The sequence below is a fragment of the Pseudoalteromonas xiamenensis genome, from assembly GCF_030994125.1.
GTDB classification, from domain to species: Bacteria; Pseudomonadota; Gammaproteobacteria; order Enterobacterales; family Alteromonadaceae; genus Pseudoalteromonas; species Pseudoalteromonas xiamenensis_B.
Window position 1 is genome coordinate 804157 of record NZ_CP099917.1, and the last position, 17782, is coordinate 821938.

The following is a 17782-nucleotide window of genomic DNA, read 5'->3' on the forward strand; positions in this document are numbered from 1 at the left end:
TTAGTAACTGTTTATTACTTAGACGCTAATATGACCTTTTAGCGAGATCACGGCTTGCCCGCCGAGTACCACTAGGCCTTGAGTTTCGATTTTCATCGAGACAAAACCACCACGTTTTGATGCTTGGTAACCCAATAATTTTTCTTTTTTCGAACGCATAGAAAAGTACTTCGCAAGTGCACAGTGACTTGTTCCTGTGACGGGATCTTCATTGACTCCAACCCAAGGTGCAAAGTAGCGAGAAACAACATCCACATCCTCTCGCGTAGCTGCCGATGCAACCGTAATTCCTCTTCCGGGAAGTGCTTTGAGCGCACTAAAGTTAGGCATTAACTCAAGCACAACAGATTCATCGTTGACGATGAGTAATTGTTTTTCACCGTAATTGAACCCCTCTACCAACGAGTGTTCCGCTAAACCAAGCCCGTCGAGGTACGGTTGTGCTATTTTCGTTGGTTCAAGCTCTGGCATTGGAAACTGCAATTCGGTCTGGTTTTTGTGAATTGAAGCCGTTAACTTTCCAGATAAGGTTTTGAAACTGACTGAGTCACCTATCGACATTAAACCAAGCTCTTGCAGAACACACACCGCCGCCAACGTGCCATGACCACATAGTGCCACTTCTACTTCAGGTGTAAACCAACGCAGTGAATAGTCGTTAATGTTGAGAAAAGCAGTTTCAGATACCGCCATTTCAGCGGCAATTGATTTCATCATCGATTCATCAATCGATTTCTCTAACAAGCAAACGCCCGCAGGATTCCCTCTGAACACTTCGTTTGTAAATGAATCAACTTGATAAATGGGTAATTTCATAGTCTATCCCTATGCGCTTTAAATGCTAACGTCATTTTATGTCGCTTGTCGACATTCACTTGAAGGTTGGCATTGTCCTCCAGTGAACGTTGTCCCCAGCGGGTAAGACGTTCAAAAAACTGAATGAATTGGCTAATTTGCTGCGCTGACATCCCTTTGCCTTTCATGTCAAAAAGTTGAGATTCTTGCTGCAATCGCCATTCTAATATGGAATCAAAGGATTCTATTTTAAAAAATAGAAGATAGTCGATAAATTGAAACCACTCTTGATATTCGCAACTTAAGTGATTATTGATACAACGCCGAAACGTGCCATCTGCATCAAACGTTGTTTCGAACGCATTCGTGTTTTCTGCCAGTCGGCTTTCTGTCTCTGGTTTTATACCAACACACCAACCTTCAAAAATAAGTACATCGAATGTGTTAAATGGCAAGCCTTCGACCCTGTCGTCACTGCTTTTATCAAACCGAGGTAATGCAATAGGTTTACCTTGCTTGAAAGCCGTAAAATCCTGAATGCCTCGTCGCACTTCATGTGTTCCTGGCACACCTCGCGTTTTGAAAAGAGGATGCTCCGTTTCACTCAGAATAAGCCGCTGAGATTTCGACAGATAATAGTCATCTATCGACACGACTCCCACAGACATCGTTCGCTCATTCTCTAGGAATTGACACAAAAAATCGGCTAAGGTCGATTTTCCACTGCCTTGCGGACCGTTGATACCAATGATGGGAAACCGAGGTAACGTTTCAATCTTTGCAAGAGCGCATCGCGCGAGCTTAGTGGCTACGCTAAGATAATCTCGATTGAGTTGATGTTGTGACAAAAAACGACGGTGCCAAGCTTGCATGAGCGGCCTCAAAAAAAGCCGCTGAAACAGCGGCTTTTTGATTAACTTAATTGTGCTTTTACTTTTTCAAACGTGTCGGTGATTTTCTCGTTTGGCGCTGGAGTCAGCAAACTGACCACCACAATCGCAAGTGTCGAGACAATAAACCCGGGCACGATTTCATACAGCAAACCACTCAATGATTGACCATTGATGGTGATAGGCGCGTAAATCCAGATTAGGACAGTTCCTGCTCCAGAAACCATACCAGCCAACGCACCATAGAAGTTCATTCTGGACCACAGTAAGCTAATAATCACGAGTGGTCCAAATGCCGCGCCGAACCCAGCCCAAGCGTTACTTACTAAGCCTAAAATAGTGCTGTCGCGGTCGTACGCAAGGTAAATCGCAAGCACAGCGACCAATGCAACACTGATACGGCCCACGAATACCAGCTCTTTGTCAGAAGCATCTGGGCGCACGAAAATCTTGTAAAAGTCTTCCGTTAATGAACTTGAACTCACTAAGAGTTGCGACGAAATAGTACTCATAATTGCAGCAAGGATCGCCGCGAGTAAAAAGCCTGCAATCAATGGGTGGAATAATAGCTCAGAAAGGATAAGGAAAATCGTTTCAGGATCATCCACCACGATACCTTTTTGCGCGGCATACGCAGCACCAAACAAACCTGTAGAGACTGCACCAAGTGCTGAAACTATCATCCAGCTCATCCCAATGCGTCGCATCGTTGGCATGTCTTTAACACTACGAACAGACATAAAACGCACAATGATATGCGGCTGACCAAAATAGCCAAATCCCCAAGACATCGCAGAAATGATACCCAGTGCAGAACCTGCACCAATCCAACTCAGCATATTCGGATTAATGTTCACTAATGTTTCGCCAAGCGGCGCATCAAGTAAGCTGTAAGTTACGGTTGGTACTAATATCAGCGCAATGAACATGATACATCCTTGCACGAAATCCGTTAAACTCACCGCAAGGAAACCACCAAATAACGTGTATAACACGACCACACCTGTTGTGACGTACAAGCCCGTTTCGTAACTCATTCCAAACGAGTTTTCAAACAGCTTGCCACCCGCAACAACACCAGATGAAGTGTACAACGTGAAGAAGATGATAATAACGAGCGCCGAAACAATGCGTAATGCATGGCCTTTATCTTCAAAACGGTTGGCGAAATAATCAGGAATGGTAATAGAATCATTGGCAACTTCGGTATAGACACGAAGTCTCGGTGCGACGATTAAATAGTTACACCATGCCCCAATCACAAGTCCAATTGCAATCCAAGTGCTACTTAATCCTGACACAAACATCGCACCAGGTAGCCCCATCAAAATCCAACCACTCATATCCGACGCACCCGCAGAAAGTGCGGCTACACTCGGGGTAAGCTGCGCCCACCCAACATATAGCCTGACGCATCGCTAGTTGATTTTTGGTATGCATAAAGACCTATACCGAGCATTGCGATGAAATACACCGCTAAAGAAATCAGAGTACCTGTTTCCAATTCTTCCTCCTATTATTATGGGTCTCTTTCACAATCGCACGCTCTTTCAACCTGCATTGGGGAAACGACCTGTTACTGAACAAGAATACCCACTATAACATGCTCAAGTATCAGAACTCCAACCGCTGAGATGAGCCGTTACATTCTTCCAATATTCGGAACGATACTAACTGACCAATTCCCATACCAAATCATGGAATAGTTTCATAAAAAGAATGAAATCCTAGTCAGTTTGACTTATATTTCCTATTAAATTGTGAAGTATATTTTTGGATTTAGTGGTTTATGTATTTCTATGCGGCACGCCAACCTATTCTCGATGTTAACAAAAATTTAATCGGCTACGAACTACTCTTTCGTGATGGCGTTAGCAATGTATTCCCTGATATTGACGGTGACGAAGCAACATCCCGTTTGATTGAAGGTAGTCAATTCAATTTCGGCTTAGAAGACCTCACCGATGGAAAGCCGGCCTATATCAATTTCACCTTAGAAACCCTACTGAAGGGCTATCCAACGATGCTTGGGCGAGAACAACTCGTTGTGGAAATTTTAGAGACCGTGCAACCGGGGAAACGTTTACTTGCCGCGGTGCAGGAGCTCAAAGAAAAAGGCTACACGATTGCACTTGATGATTATCAACATCAAAAAGTCTGGCGTCACTTTTACCCATTTGTTGATCAAATTAAAATTGATTTTTTAAACACTACGCTCGATACGATTAAAGAAATCAAAGCTGCGCTTGAAGAGTTCCCCCATATTTCCCTCGTAGCGGAAAAAATAGAAACGTATGATGCGTATAAACAAGCAATGGATTTAGGTTTTACGCTCTTCCAAGGCTTCTTTTTCGCTAAACCAGAAATGGTGCAAAGCAAAGCATTGCCGCCATCCGAAATGGCATTAGCAGAATTGTTGTACGAGACATCAACGGTGGATATGGACTTAAAACGCGTGACGCAAGTGTTTGAACGTGATGTCAATCTTTCCTACAAACTACTACGATACGCAAACTCGGCAGCGTTCAAACGCCGCGCTGAAATATCCACCATTAAACAAGCGCTAGTTGTGTTGGGTAATGCTGAACTTAAAAAGTTCTTGTCACTTCTTTTTGCAGCACAAGTGTCTTCAGAAAAACCTATAGAACTGATTAAGTTGTCGTTAACTCGGGCTCGTTTCTGTGAATTATTGGCTGAAAAACACGGTAAACTTAAAGATACTGGAACCGCATTTTTGACCGGCATGATGTCCTTGATGGACGCCATCTTGGATGAATCCATGGACAGCGTGATGAATAAGCTACCTTTATCCATCGACATAAAGGATGCATTACTTAGACGAGATGGGCAGCTGGCCGCATATCTCACTTTAGTTATCGATTACGAACAAGCACACTGGGAAAAGGCCAATAAGGGCGCAAGCCAAATGGGGTTAAGCCAAGACGACTTACCGGCTTTCTTCCAAGAAGCGCTCCATTGGAGCCAAGAACAAATGGGTGTGCTTGAAGTTTAATCCGACAGTCTGTGCAAAGTCCGGCAATATCGAACTTTGCACAGTACGTTAAAGTGGCTGTTTTGTTTTTGCTTCAGGTTCTTTAAACAAAAACGATAGTCCGTCATACGCCGCTTTATGTAGCGCATCACCGTGATTGAGCTCGGGGTAAAATTGAAAACCGATAGGCTTGTTGGCAAATTTTTCAACGAGCTTATCATGTAGTTTCGTCGCATCTTCTTCCATTATCTTCCCTTCTTTGCCAACCGCGATAAATGTTCGGTTAAACGACGCGTCGCTCGATGCAATTTGCTCAAACAAGCTACCGTTGTCCCACCACATGCTGGGGCTAACGATCAGGTAATGTGTGAATAACGTTGAGTGTTTGAGCAATATTTCCGTTGCAAGCAAACCACCAAGTGACTGTCCCATTAATACTTTGATGTCGGACACACGATATTGCTGTTCAAGCAGAGGCATTAATTCCTGCTCAAGAAACTGGATAAATTCGGCACTGTGGCCTGTTGTCGGAAAATCCTTTTTGTCTCGCTCATCGGTTGTAACAAACGTAAAATCTCGTTTTCTGTCCACATTTTTGATGCCAACGACAATCGATTCAGGGATGTGCTTTATCCATGGGAAACTCAAAAACTGCGTTAGACCCGCGATGTGCATAAAGTCTTCGTCGAGCCCACCATCTAAAACCACAATGACCGGGAAAGTCTCTGACATGCGGCTCTGGTAAGCTTCGGGCAATCGAATATTTAACGTTCGTGATTCGTGTAATACTTTGGAATCGAAAGTAAGTTGCTCACCTACCACTAAATCGGCCATTTTCGCTTTAGGAACAACAAGTTCTGTGCTTGCGTTTGCATGAAAGCAGCCTATGGCCCCGAACATAAACAGAATGAAATAAGGGACTGTATTAGTCATTATTGTCCAACCAATCAAGTGCTTCCATACGCGTCGCAAAAAACTTAACCTGGCCACTGATAAACCAACTCGCCACTTTGCCAAGCCAATTTGCGCTCGTGTGAGCACCAACGACAGCGATTTTGTTGAACTCTTTACCGTGCTTCAAACCAAATTTAAAGTCATCCCATGCAGCTTGTAACTCCCAACCTTGCCAGTCACTTGCGTCAAACAACACATCGATTTGAGGATGTGAGATGCCTGACATTGCATTTTCCAACATGGGGATGATCGTTTGATAATCGTCGTGCGTTAACTTGCCAATCGCTTTTAATGAAACAAAAATTTGTGTATTTATGCGCTCAATACCGATTGATAAACCATGAGTTTGCATAACAGACCTCCTTTGTTAAACACACTATAAAAAGCAACGTCTCGCATGGAAACAGAAATGAGACAAAACTTTGCCTTACATCAAAAGAAAAGAACCCTACGTCACATCAAACTTTTGCGACATTGTAAAATTTATCTTAATAAAATCAGATCACTGCCTAAAGGTGCCATCTCCGCAAACTTCCATTTTCTAAAAGTGCGACAATTTGTCACATCCTCACTTACGTGTTGGTCCGATAAGATCAAATTTATTCATCGTGTTAGGGAATAAAAATGAAACGCTCTCTGTTAACAACAGCCGTATTGGCCAGCTTTGCCGCTTCTGTCACCGCCGACGAACTCGAAAAAATCGTGGTCATTGCCCCTATGCAAACACCGCTAACGATTAGTACCGACCCTAAATTACCTCGTCAACCTATGCCTGCTCAAGATGGCGCTGATCTACTCTCAAGTATAGCGGGGTTTTCGTTAGTTAAAAAAGGTGCCGCGAGTGGCGACCCTGTCTTTCGCGGAATGGCTGGCTCTCGTTTAAATATCGTCACGGATGCAGGCTCGACGCTTGGCGGGTGTGGCAGCCGCATGGACCCGCCTACAGCCTACATTACTCCACAAAGCTTTGACACATTGACCGTTATCAAAGGCCCTCAAACCGTCCTGTACGGCCCAGGGAACAGCGCAGCCACAGTTGTGTTCTCTCGCGACAACGAACGTATGGAAGAAGCTGGGGTTTCTGGGTTTATGAACTCAGTTGTTGGTAGCTTTGGCCGCAAGGGGATAAATACCGATATCAAAGTGGGTAATGAAACGTACTTCACCCGTTTAACCGGCAGCTATCAAGAATCCGATGACTATAAAGACGGTAACGGTGATGATGTGCACAGCGCCTACGACAAATGGAACATGGATGCAGAATTTGCGTACACACCAACAGACAACGAGTTTGTTATTGTGAGTGTAGGGAAAAGCGATGGAAATGTCGCGTATGGTGACCGTTTGATGGATGGCAGTCTTTTCGACAAAGAGCATCTTGGACTACGATTTCAACTCGGTGAACTCACCTCATTTATTAATCAAGTCGAAGGACAGATTTACTATAACTATATTGACCACGTAATGGACAACTACAGTCTGCGTCCATTTGTGCCCTCAATGATGATGAAAATGCCGATAGCCTCCAACCCTGACAGACGCACGTTGGGTGCAAAATTCAAACTCAGTTCTACCTTAATGGATAACTCTACGCTCCAATATGGCGTGGACTATCAACGCAATGAGCATCGCAACCGGACCGTAATGAATGCACAAATGGCTGATTTTGACGATTTCAACCGAGTGGAAGACGCTGAATTTCGCCAAACGGGTGTGTTTGCCGAACTCGAATATCGTTATAAACAAAATCGGCAGTGGATTATGGGACTTCGTGCAGACGATTGGAAAGCAACCGACAAACGCCTATTTCTCAGTACCATGATGGGTTCTACACCAAACCCAACAGCGGATAAATCTAAAGACGACACACTAATGAGTGGCTTTATTCGTCATCAGTGGCAAACAGAACAAACCTCATTTTACGCAGGACTAGGTCACACTGAACGTTTCCCAGACTATTGGGAACTCATTGGCGGAGGAAGAGCATCTGAAAGCGGACCAAATGCCTTTAATGTTGAGTCAGAAAAAACCACGCAACTTGACCTTGGTGGAGTTTTCAAAGGTGAAGCTTGGCAAGGTAGTGCCTCCTTTTTCTTGAATCAAGCTGACGACTATCTACTTATCGACAACAACTATGAAAAAATGGGCAAAACGACAAGCGCAGTGCGTAACATTGATACGAGGAGTTATGGTCTTGAATTAGAGCTTCAAAAACAATTTGGCGCTGCATGGCAGGTTGCAAGCGCGCTCAGTTACGTGAAAGGTGAGAACCGTTCTGATGATGTGCCACTTGCTCAGCAGCCTCCGCTTCGTCTAAAGACAACCATAACGTATCAGTTGTACCAATGGGAATTCGGTGCACTGCTTGACCTTGCAAAAGGGCAACATCGTGTCGCCATTGGTCAAGGAAATATTGCAGGACAAGATGTGTCTGAAACGTCAGGTTTTGGGACCGTTGCGCTAAATGCAAGTTATCAAATTAAAACAGATACGGTATTGTCGTTTGGTGTAGATAACCTCTTTGACAAACTGTACGCGGAACATTTAAGTCGGGCCGGCAGTGCGGTAAGCGGCTACACGCAAATTGACCGAATCAACGCGGCAGGCCGAACACTATGGGCAAATTGGGATTGGCGTTTCTAACTTTTATACACCGCAATTTATAAAAACAGCCTCGAACACAACAAAGCCTGCATTCGCAGGCTTTGTTGTGTTCGACTTATCGAATTATTCAATCGCAATCAAATCAACGTCAAAAATCAATAAAGAGCCCGGTGGGATAGACCCAACGCCTTTGTCGCCATACGCCAACTGTGACGGGATGAAAAAGCGTACCTTCTCCCCCTCTTTCATCAATTGTAAACCTTCGGTCCAACCAGAAATGACTTGATTGAGCTTAAAGCTAATCGGTTGCCCGCGCTTAATCGAGCTATCAAAAACCGTTTCATCCAGCAGTGTGCCATGGTAATGCACCTTGACTTGGCTCGTTGCTGTCGGCTTTTGCGCGTCACGCTCAACGCTTACCAGCATTTCATATTGCAGCCCAGTATCCGTTTCATGAACTTCCGGGCGCTGTTTATTTTGCGCTAAAAATGAGGCTTGAGCTTGATGGTTTGTTTGTGCGATTTGTTTATTTCGCGCACCAGCACGCAAAATCAAAATCACCAAAACAACGATAACGGCGATTAACACAATATTGGTGGTGCTCATGCGTCTTCCTTCTCTGTTTTTTCCTCTTCTTCATCGCCACTCACAACCAGTGCAATTCTAGCCAAACGCTCTAAAGCCATCGCATTGATGGAGCCTTCTGGGTAGGCACCATTAACCAGTTCACCCGCCTCGACATCCATGAGTAACGTTAACGCTTCATCGACCGTGGCAACGGGGTAAATGTGGAATTTGCCTTGCTCAACCGCCGCGATTACCTCATCTTCTAATACAAGATTTAAACAGTTTGAACTAGGAATAATAACGCCTTGCTCCCCCGTTAATCCGCGTAATTGGCAGAGTTTAAAGAAGCCTTCAATTTTCTCGTTTACGCCACCAATAGCCTGTACTTCACCGTGTTGGTTTATCGAACCCGTCAGAGCTATCGTTTGTTTGATTGGGAGATGTGTAATTGCAGAAGTGAGCGCACACAATTCAGCCAGCGAGGCACTATCACCGTCAATAAAGCCATAGTTTTGTTCAATAGCAATATTGGCACTGAGTGTGAGTGGAAAAGATTGCGCATAACGGTTACCAAGGTAACCAGTTAAAAGCATAACACCTTTCGAGTGAATTGATTTACCTAGTTCAGCTTCGCGCTCAACGTCAACAACGCCCTCAGAACCTGCGTAAACAGTAGCCGTAATTCGCGCTGGTGTACCAAATGCCGTGTCACCAATATGCAACACCGTTAAACCGTTCACTTTAGCAATGGCTTTGCCTTCGGTTTCAATTAGAATATGCCCTTCTTTCACTTCATCAAGCATGTTCTCACTGATTTGTCCTGTGCGGTATTGCTTACCTTTTATTGCTTCATCAATGTGCGTATCTTCAATTTCAGTAACATCGTCTTGGCGAGCGTAAAAACTGGCTTCTGCAACAAGCTCTAACACATCAGCAAAACGTGCAGAGAGTTTGGTTTGATGTTCCGCCTGACGGTAACTGAATTTCAATAGACGCATCATGGCCATTGATGAAATCGACATCTGCAGAGTTTCTTGACAGTACTCGGCAACCTTAGTGATAAACTGGTACTGCACTTTGTCACTACCCGGCAGGTAATAATCAAAATCCGCTAACACCCGAAACAATTCACCAAATTCTTCGTCGTATTCACCAATCGTGTAATACAGATCACGAGAGCCAAGTAAGATGATTTTCACATCAAGTGGGATCAATTGTGGGCGCAGCGTAAAACTGCTGCCTACCGAAGAATCTTGGTACGGTAAATCAGCTTTAATTTGTTTAGTTTTAAGTGAAAGTTTAAGACCATCCCACACTTGCGAGTTCGCCAGCACTTTCTCAGCGTCCATAATTAGGTAACCGCCATTTGCGCGATGCAACGCACCCGCTTGAATAGAGCGGTAACTTGTGATGAGCGTGCCTTGTGAGGTGGCATATTCTACTTTACCGAAAATATTACCAAACGTCGGATTAGGTTCGTACACAACCGGTGCAGGGTCGCCCTCTTTATACTCAACCAGAATGTTCGGCGCAAAGAAATCCGTCAACATGCCTTTAGAGTCAAACTCTTCTTGCTTATCTTCTGCACTTGCAGGCGTATCCAACCAATCTAGCACCGCATCAACGAGTTCAGATTTGAGATCTTTCAAATATCTGAGCACGCCTAAGTTCGCCGCATATTTATGCTCAAGTGCTTTGAGAAGTGGCTTAGTTGCCATTTCTATGGTGGATTTTTTCAGGTTTCTTAGTTGCTCTGACGATTCACGTTTCCAACGAGGCAACTCGATCAACGCTTCGTTTAGGGCATCTTCTAGCTCTTCGATTGCGGTAAAAAACTGCGCTTGAACGTGTTCATCAAGCGTCGCAAACTCTTGGTCTTCGAGTTGCTTACCGTCCACGACAGGTGAAAACAACACCATGCCATTTTCTTCAATCATGGCGACGCTTTTTTCGGCGGCAAGTTGATCTACCCCAGTCATCGCCGCATCGTATTTTTTATCAAACTCGCGGTCGATTGCTTTTTTCTTGCGTTGATAACCCGGGTTATCAAAGGCCGCAGGGAACGTATCGACAACTTCATCGAGTAATTCATCAATGTCGTCCGATAACTGGCGGCTTTCACCCGCATTTAAGAACATCGCAATAGGTTCACGGTGGTCGTCATAATTATTGACGTATAACCACTCTTTGGGCGTTTGACGCGTTTTGCTGTGCGCTTCTAACTTGTCTTTAACCATCGTGAAACGGCCCAGTGCCGCTTCACCCATCACATACATATTGTAACCGGGTAGTTCCATACCTAACGCAAAATCCATTGCGGTCTGAGCACGTTGCTGACCAATAAAAGGAAGCGCCTCTGGATATGGATTAGTCATACAGCTTTCGACATGCGTCAAAGACACTTCAGGTGCTAACTTTAACGCAGGCAAGGATTTGGTTTTTATCATTCTAAACTTCTTAATCGACTACGTATTTTGCGTTTGCAAAAATACCTAAGGATGCAGAGCTTTCCGAACAAACAACGCTTGCCCGCACTCTGTACAAGGCAAAACCGTTTGCGCATAAAAAACATCATAATTATGGCCACAATTTTTACATACTAATCGGCCTAAAGCTATCGAATCCCCCGCCTTATACACTCCATCATGCTCAAAATCTTTCAGTAATGCGTGCCATTCTAATTGCGTACGGTCCTCGAGCTGAGACAATTCATACCACAACGAGTCTTGAAACTCTTGCCAAGCCAGCTCCGAATAGTTGTCTCGATGTGTGTTGAAATGCTCTAAATCGCGTAACAAGTACATACGATATTCCGCAATCCTATCCGCTGAGAGCTTAGAAAAGGCATCTTGATATTCCATAAACCGAGCGACTAAATCTTTTACTTCGTGCTCATTAACGTCCTTTAACCAAGTAGAAAATTGTTCAAGCCATTGTCGATATTCAAACATACCATCCTGCTCCATAATTTTGCCTTTCCTTAGTTTTAGTTCGATTTCGCTATGATTACAACTTTTTGAAATAGTGAGAAATATACAAAATGGGCAACCTATTGGACAAGGTAGACGCTCCGATCCACTCCTCTTTTGATTACTTTACTACACCGTGTATAAACAGCGAGTCGCACCGTTTCCGCATTCGGAAACTGCCACCGTTTTAGTTTAATTTCTTCTGGCAACGAAACACTTCTATCGCCTGAGACCAAATCCGTTTTTACTGAAACAGCTCATTGTCAATGCGCTCCAATTTGTTCGGATATTAACCAATCTCTTTTTGCACCATAAATTGACCTTTAAGCCCTGTGATCTGTGTTATTTTTCGGGTATGCTTACGGCAATTTTCGATTAATTTGCCGGAACTCTGGAAACATCAATGCAAGAGCAATATAACCCGCGTGATATAGAACAAAAAGTTCAAACCTATTGGGACGAAAACAAGTCATTCAAAGTTGTTGAAGACGAAAACAAAGAAAAATACTACTGTCTTTCAATGTTCCCATACCCAAGTGGCCGACTCCACATGGGTCACGTGCGTAACTACACCATTGGTGACGTTGTTTCTCGCTACCACCGTCTACAAGGCAAAAACGTCATGCAGCCCATGGGTTGGGATGCGTTTGGTTTACCTGCTGAAAACGCTGCTATCAAAAACAACACGGCTCCTGCAAAGTGGACATACGAAAACATCGCCTACATGCGTAACCAGCTCAAGCAACTTGGTTTTGGTTATGATTGGGATCGTGAAATTGCGACTTGCCACCCTGAATATTACAAGTGGGAACAATGGTTCTTCACAAAGCTTTATGAAAAAGGCTTAGTGTACAAAAAAATGTCGACGGTAAACTGGGACCCTGTTGACCAAACGGTACTTGCGAACGAGCAAGTAATTGATGGTCGCGGTTGGCGTTCAGGCGCACTTGTTGAGCAAAAAGAAATTCCACAGTGGTTTATTAAAATCACTGACTATGCTCAAGAGCTACTTGACGATTTGGACAAACTGGACCATTGGCCAGAGCAAGTAAAAACGATGCAACGCAACTGGATCGGTCGCTCTGAAGGCGTTGAAATTGATTTCAAACGTGCTGATAACGGTGAAACGTTCACCGTTTACACAACACGTCCAGACACGTTTATGGGCGTCACGTATGTTGCGGTTGCCGCAGGCCATCCAATTGCGCAAGAAGCCGCGAAAGACAACGATGCAATCACTCGTTTTGTTGAAGAGTGCAAAAACACCAAAGTTGCTGAAGCAGATATGGCCACAATGGAGAAAAAAGGTATTGCGACTGGTTTGTTTGCAATTCACCCGTTGACTGGCAAAGAAGTACCTATTTGGATTGCCAACTTCGTCCTAATGGACTACGGCTCGGGTGCCGTTATGGCTGTACCGGCTCATGACCAACGTGACTACGAGTTTGCAACAGCGTACGGTCTTGAAATCAAACAAGTGATTAAGCCAAGCGATGAAAGTGTAGAGTTTGATTTATCAACGGCTGCACTGACTGAAAAAGGCGTACTTGTGAATTCAGGTGAATTTGACGGACTTGCATTCCAAGAAGCATTTGACGCAATCGCGACAAAATTAGAAGGTTTGGGCGTTGGTAAGCGTAAAGTAAACTTCCGCCTCCGCGATTGGGGCGTAAGCCGTCAACGTTACTGGGGTTCGCCAATTCCTATGCTGTCAAAAGAAGATGGTGGCGAGCTTGCCGCACCTATGGACATGCTGCCAGTACGTCTTCCTGAAGACGTTGTTATGAATGGCGTAACGTCACCAATTAAAGCTGACCCTGAATGGGCCAAAGCAACCTTAAATGGTGAAACGGTGTTCCATGAGACGGACACGTTTGACACGTTTATGGAGTCATCTTGGTACTATGCTCGTTACTGTAGCCCTCGCTACGATGAAGGGATGTTAGAACCAGGTGCAGCAAATTACTGGTTACCTGTAAACCAATACATCGGCGGTATTGAACACGCCATTCTGCATTTGTTGTACGCTCGATTCTTCCACAAGTTACTTCGTGACTTCGGCTTAGTTAACTCAGATGAGCCTTTTGAGCGCTTACTATGCCAAGGCATGGTGCTGGCTGAAACGTTTTATCGTAAAGACGAAAAAGGCGGTGACATTTGGATTTCACCGACTGACGTTGCAACGGAAACGGACGAGAAAGGTCGTATCGTAAAAGCTTGGCACAAAGACGATGGCCAGCCTGTGATGTCAGCAGGTATGGCGAAAATGTCGAAATCTAAAAATAATGGGATTGACCCACAGGTTGTAATCGACCAATACGGTGCAGATACGGTTCGCCTGTTTATGATGTTTACTGCTCCACCAGAGCAAACACTAGAATGGTCTGATTCTGGCGTTGAAGGGGCACTGCGCTTCCTCAAACGTGTTTGGAAATACGCTTCAGACGTAAACAAAGCGGGTAAGGCACAGCTTGATGTGAATGCGTTAACTGCTGACCAAAAAGCGCTTCGTCGCGAATTACACAAGACTATTGCAAAGGTAACGGATGATCTTGAACGTCGCCAAACGTTCAATACCGCCATCGCTGCCATTATGGAACTTTCAAACAAGTTATTGAAAGCACCATTAGAATCAGAGCAAGACATTGCGCTTGGTAACGAAGCTGTGGAAGCAATTATCATTATGCTTGCCCCTATTACTCCACACATGTCACATGAATTGTGGATTGCACTAGGCAAAGGCAATGATGTACTTGATGCTGCTTGGCCAATCGTTGACGAAAAAGCGCTTGTAGAAGACGAAAAACTTATCGTTGTGCAGGTGAATGGTAAATTACGCGCGAAGTTGACTGTTGCCGCTGATGCAACTCAAGAACAAGTAAAAGAGTTGGCTTTCGCAGACGAGAACGTCAATAAATTTACCGATGGTAAAGAGATCCGTAAGGTTATCTATGTGCCAGGCAAACTACTTAACGTGGTGGTCGGCTAAGATGCCGGTAAGGCTTTCTAAGCAAATCAGCCTAGCGCTTCTTGCGCTAGGCCTTTGCGCGCTTAGTGGATGTGGTTTTCACTTGAAAAAAGCATCTTACATTCCAGAAGATTTACGCCAAATGGTGTTAATTGGAGAAGATCCCAAATCAGCATTATTGGAACAGTTACAGGCGGATCTAAGTCGTTCACAAGTGCAACTAAATGCCAAATCATCTGCACAAAGCGCAGAGGTCGTGTTGTTGAAAGATAGATTAGAGCGCCAGACGCTGAGTCTATTCAAAAATGGACAAGTTGCGCAGTATGAACTTGCTTATAGCGTGGCATATCGAGTAACCCGACCAGGTCAAAAACCAACGGAGCACAGCTTTGAGTTGTATCGCAATTACCAAGACGATCCGGACAATGCCCTTGCGAAATCGAAAGAGCTGGATCTGCTATTAAGTGAACTTCGCAAGCAAGCAAGTCAACGAATTATCCGACAACTGTCCCAGTTATAATGCGATTTTACGCGAATCAATTAGCCCAAGCGCTAAATAAGGACCTTCAGCCATTTTACATGGTGTTTGGTGAAGAACCGTACCAAGAACAACAATGTGTTGATGCGATACGAGTTCGTGCTCGACAACTCGGCTTTGATGAAATCATCAAATTTACCAATTTACCTGGTTTTGATTGGCAAACTGTCGTCGCACAATATCAAAGTATGTCCCTCTTCAGTGCCCGCACACTCATTGAACTCGATTTAGCTCAAACTAAACCAAGCACAAGCGGTGCGGCAATTTTAAAGTCTTTTGCAGAATCACCAAATCCAGACATGATTATTGTGCTTAAGAACTTAAGCGCAGGTCAAGACGTACAGCGCACCAGTTGGTTTAAGGCTCTCGATAAACTGGGTGCGTTCGTACCCTGCTATCCGTTGACAGGAGCCCACTTAAAACGCTGGCTAGATGAGCAATGCCACAAGTTAAAGTTGAACATGACTGGTTTGGCCAAAAGTGCCCTACTGGAGTCAACTGAAGGCAACTTACTGGCGTGCCACCAAGAACTTGAAAAACTCTCTTTACTGTTTGGCGAAGCCAATATTGACGATCACACTTTGCAACAAGGGTTGTTAAACCAAGCGAAATTCAACATCTTCGATTTGGGAACTGCGCTATTGCATGGTAACAGTCCGCAAATTTGTAAAGTGATGGAAAAACTCATGTCGGATAATATTGAACCGATGAGTATTGTGTGGGCGTTGCAAAAAGAAGCTCAATTACTGTTAGCGTTGTATAAAGGCCAACAAAATGGGATCCCATGGGCCACATTATGCAAATCCCATAATGTTTGGAAAAATCAAGAAACGTCTGTTCAACAAGCCTTATCAAGACTTAACGTGAGCGTGGTGCAACAAATTCAGTTGAATTTAGCTCGCTTTGATGATGCCTTTAAACATCAACTGGTAGCCGCACCGTACCAAGCACTGCTCCACATTTCGCTGCAGTTCGCCCGTCCTATCCCATTTGACCTCCCAATATCCGTGGAGGAAAATGTGTGATTGTTGTATTTGGGGGAACGTTCGATCCTGTCCACCGTGGCCATGAGAACATGGCAAAGCATGCCGTTACTGCGCTGAGTGCTGACGCGCTTTATTTTATGCCATGCGCGCTTCCAGTCCATAAAGCGGCACCGGGCGTCACAACTAAACATCGTGTCGAAATGCTAAAATTGGTTTGTCAAAGTAATGCTTCTTTTCACATCGATACGCGAGAACTGGAACGTACAACACCATCTTATTCTTTGCTGAGTATTGAACAGTGGCGTGACGCCAATCCTGAAGAGCCAATCGCTTTCTTACTTGGGATGGATTCATTTAACAACTTAACAAGCTGGTATCAGTGGCAAACGCTCGTAACGCTATGCCATATTGTCGTTTATCAACGTCCTGGGGAGTCATTTCTTCCGAATCAAGAACTACAGGACTACGTTTTTCGTTGCCGAGCCGAATCCACCGAACAACTCACAAAACAAACCAGCGGCCATTGTTATTTTTTAGCAGGCCCTACTGTAGACGTTGCTTCCTCTTCGCTTCGAGTCAGCCTTGGGCGCGAAGAAGCCAATGATTTATTTTTATCGAAAGAAGTCCTTGCGTACATTAATCAGCACGGACTCTATACTGAAAACCCCAAATCAACGTGATAAACTAACACTTTTAGCGACATACGGAGAATTATTAACTTGAATTCGCAACAACTACTCGACTTCGCGTTTGACAAAGTAGACGATATGAAAGCAAAAAATATTGTTACGTTAGACGTTCGCAACAAATCCAGTGTAACGGACTATTTAGTCATTTGTTCTGGCACATCAAAGCGTCATGTTCAATCAATTGCTGACCACGTTGCCAAAGAAGCGAGACACGCAGGTGAAGTACCTTTAGGTTATGAAGGCCAAGATCAAGGCGAATGGGTACTTGTGGATTTAGGCAATGTCGTGGTGCACGTGATGCAAGATCAAACACGTGGTTTTTATGAATTAGAAAAGCTTTGGGGCTAATCGTTTGAAGATCCAACTTATTGCAGTCGGAACAAAAATGCCTTCTTGGGTCGAAACGGGTTTTACGGAGTATCAACGCCGCTTTCCTAAAGACATGGCGCTGGAGCTTATCGAGATCCCTGCCGGCAAACGGGGCAAAAATGCTGACATCAAAAGAATTCTGCAACTTGAAGGTGAAAAAACCTTAGCGGCAATCCCAAAAGGTAATCGGATCGTGACGCTTGAAGTGACGGGCAAAGCATGGGATACGCACGAACTTGCAGGCAACATGCAAAAATGGCAACTTGATGGACGCGATGTTAGCCTTCTTGTTGGCGGTCCTGAGGGTCTTGCGCCTGAATGTATTGCTGCATCGGAACAAAAATGGTCACTCTCAAATCTGACCTTGCCCCATCCTTTAGTTCGTATCATCGTCGCAGAAAGCTTGTATCGAGCATGGAGCTTGAACAACAATCATCCATACCATAGGGAATAAGTAACCA

At 44.4% G+C, this 17782-nt stretch carries 15 protein-coding genes and 1 pseudogene; 8 read left to right on the top strand and 8 right to left on the bottom strand.

Going from position 1 to position 17782, the window contains the following annotated elements:
• Window positions 1–18: 18 nt before the first annotated feature.
• The 3 genes and pseudogenes from NI389_RS03675 to putP form a co-directional block, all read right to left on the bottom strand.
• A complete protein-coding gene (locus NI389_RS03675) occupies window positions 19–816 on the bottom strand; it encodes a PhzF family phenazine biosynthesis protein (protein WP_308361617.1) in 798 nt (265 codons plus the stop codon).
• A complete protein-coding gene (locus tag NI389_RS03680; protein ID WP_308361619.1) occupies window positions 813–1667 on the bottom strand; it encodes a kinase in 855 nt (284 codons plus the stop codon). The genes NI389_RS03675 and NI389_RS03680 overlap by 4 nt, the downstream gene beginning before the upstream one ends.
• 41 nt (window positions 1668–1708) lie before the next feature.
• A pseudogene (gene putP, locus NI389_RS03685) lies at window positions 1709–3189 on the bottom strand (sodium/proline symporter PutP).
• Window positions 3190–3474: 285 nt separating this feature from the next.
• On the opposite strand from putP, the gene NI389_RS03690 reads away from it, so the two are divergent.
• Window positions 3475–4698 carry an EAL and HDOD domain-containing protein gene (locus NI389_RS03690; protein WP_308361620.1) on the top strand — a complete coding sequence of 408 codons (1224 nt, stop codon included), beginning with the start codon at window positions 3475–3477 and terminating at the stop codon, window positions 4696–4698.
• A gap of 48 nt (window positions 4699–4746) precedes the next feature.
• On the opposite strand, the gene NI389_RS03695 is transcribed toward NI389_RS03690, so the two are convergent.
• Both NI389_RS03695 and NI389_RS03700 read right to left on the bottom strand, forming a co-directional pair.
• Window positions 4747–5610: an alpha/beta hydrolase gene (locus NI389_RS03695; protein WP_308361621.1), complete on the bottom strand. Its 864-nt coding sequence runs from the start codon at window positions 5608–5610 to the stop codon at window positions 4747–4749.
• On the bottom strand, window positions 5603–5983 hold the full coding sequence (locus NI389_RS03700; protein ID WP_308361622.1) for an STAS/SEC14 domain-containing protein: 381 nt from the start codon (window positions 5981–5983) through the stop codon (window positions 5603–5605). The genes NI389_RS03695 and NI389_RS03700 overlap by 8 nt, the downstream gene beginning before the upstream one ends.
• A 272-nt stretch (window positions 5984–6255) precedes the next feature.
• On the opposite strand from NI389_RS03700, the gene NI389_RS03705 reads away from it, so the two are divergent.
• Window positions 6256–8274: a TonB-dependent copper receptor gene (locus NI389_RS03705; protein WP_308361624.1), complete on the top strand. Its 2019-nt coding sequence runs from the start codon at window positions 6256–6258 to the stop codon at window positions 8272–8274.
• Window positions 8275–8358: 84 nt separating this feature from the next.
• On the opposite strand, the gene NI389_RS03710 is transcribed toward NI389_RS03705, so the two are convergent.
• From NI389_RS03710 to NI389_RS03720, 3 genes are read right to left on the bottom strand one after another with little or no spacing between them, the layout of a single operon-like run.
• Window positions 8359–8841, bottom strand: coding sequence for an FKBP-type peptidyl-prolyl cis-trans isomerase (locus tag NI389_RS03710; protein ID WP_308361627.1), 483 nt, complete (start codon window positions 8839–8841; stop codon window positions 8359–8361).
• A complete protein-coding gene (locus NI389_RS03715) occupies window positions 8838–11249 on the bottom strand; it encodes a Lon protease family protein (protein WP_308361628.1) in 2412 nt (803 codons plus the stop codon). The genes NI389_RS03710 and NI389_RS03715 overlap by 4 nt, the downstream gene beginning before the upstream one ends.
• A gap of 45 nt (window positions 11250–11294) precedes the next feature.
• Window positions 11295–11753 (bottom strand): zinc ribbon-containing protein, encoded by a 459-nt coding sequence (locus NI389_RS03720; RefSeq protein WP_308361629.1) that lies wholly within the window; start codon window positions 11751–11753, stop codon window positions 11295–11297.
• A gap of 421 nt (window positions 11754–12174) precedes the next feature.
• Here NI389_RS03720 and leuS point away from each other — a divergent pair, with 421 nt between their 5' ends.
• The 6 genes from leuS to rlmH are packed head-to-tail and all read left to right on the top strand — an operon-like array spanning window position 12175 to window position 17775.
• A complete protein-coding gene (gene leuS / locus NI389_RS03725; RefSeq protein ID WP_308361630.1) occupies window positions 12175–14760 on the top strand; it encodes a leucine--tRNA ligase in 2586 nt (861 codons plus the stop codon).
• A gap of 1 nt (window position 14761) precedes the next feature.
• Window positions 14762–15259, top strand: a complete 498-nt coding sequence (locus NI389_RS03730; protein WP_308361631.1) for an LPS-assembly lipoprotein LptE — start codon at window positions 14762–14764, stop codon at window positions 15257–15259.
• A complete protein-coding gene (gene holA, locus NI389_RS03735; protein WP_308361633.1) occupies window positions 15259–16302 on the top strand; it encodes a DNA polymerase III subunit delta in 1044 nt (347 codons plus the stop codon). Before NI389_RS03730 ends, holA begins: the two co-directional genes overlap by 1 nt.
• A complete protein-coding gene (gene nadD, locus NI389_RS03740) occupies window positions 16299–16943 on the top strand; it encodes a nicotinate-nucleotide adenylyltransferase (protein ID WP_308361634.1) in 645 nt (214 codons plus the stop codon). Before holA ends, nadD begins: the two co-directional genes overlap by 4 nt.
• A gap of 39 nt (window positions 16944–16982) precedes the next feature.
• Window positions 16983–17300, top strand: coding sequence for a ribosome silencing factor (rsfS, locus tag NI389_RS03745; protein ID WP_208843712.1), 318 nt, complete (start codon window positions 16983–16985; stop codon window positions 17298–17300).
• A 4-nt stretch (window positions 17301–17304) separates the two neighbouring features.
• Window positions 17305–17775 (top strand): 23S rRNA (pseudouridine(1915)-N(3))-methyltransferase RlmH, encoded by a 471-nt coding sequence (gene rlmH / locus NI389_RS03750; RefSeq protein ID WP_308361635.1) that lies wholly within the window; start codon window positions 17305–17307, stop codon window positions 17773–17775.
• The last annotated feature ends 7 nt before the right edge of the window (window positions 17776–17782 follow it).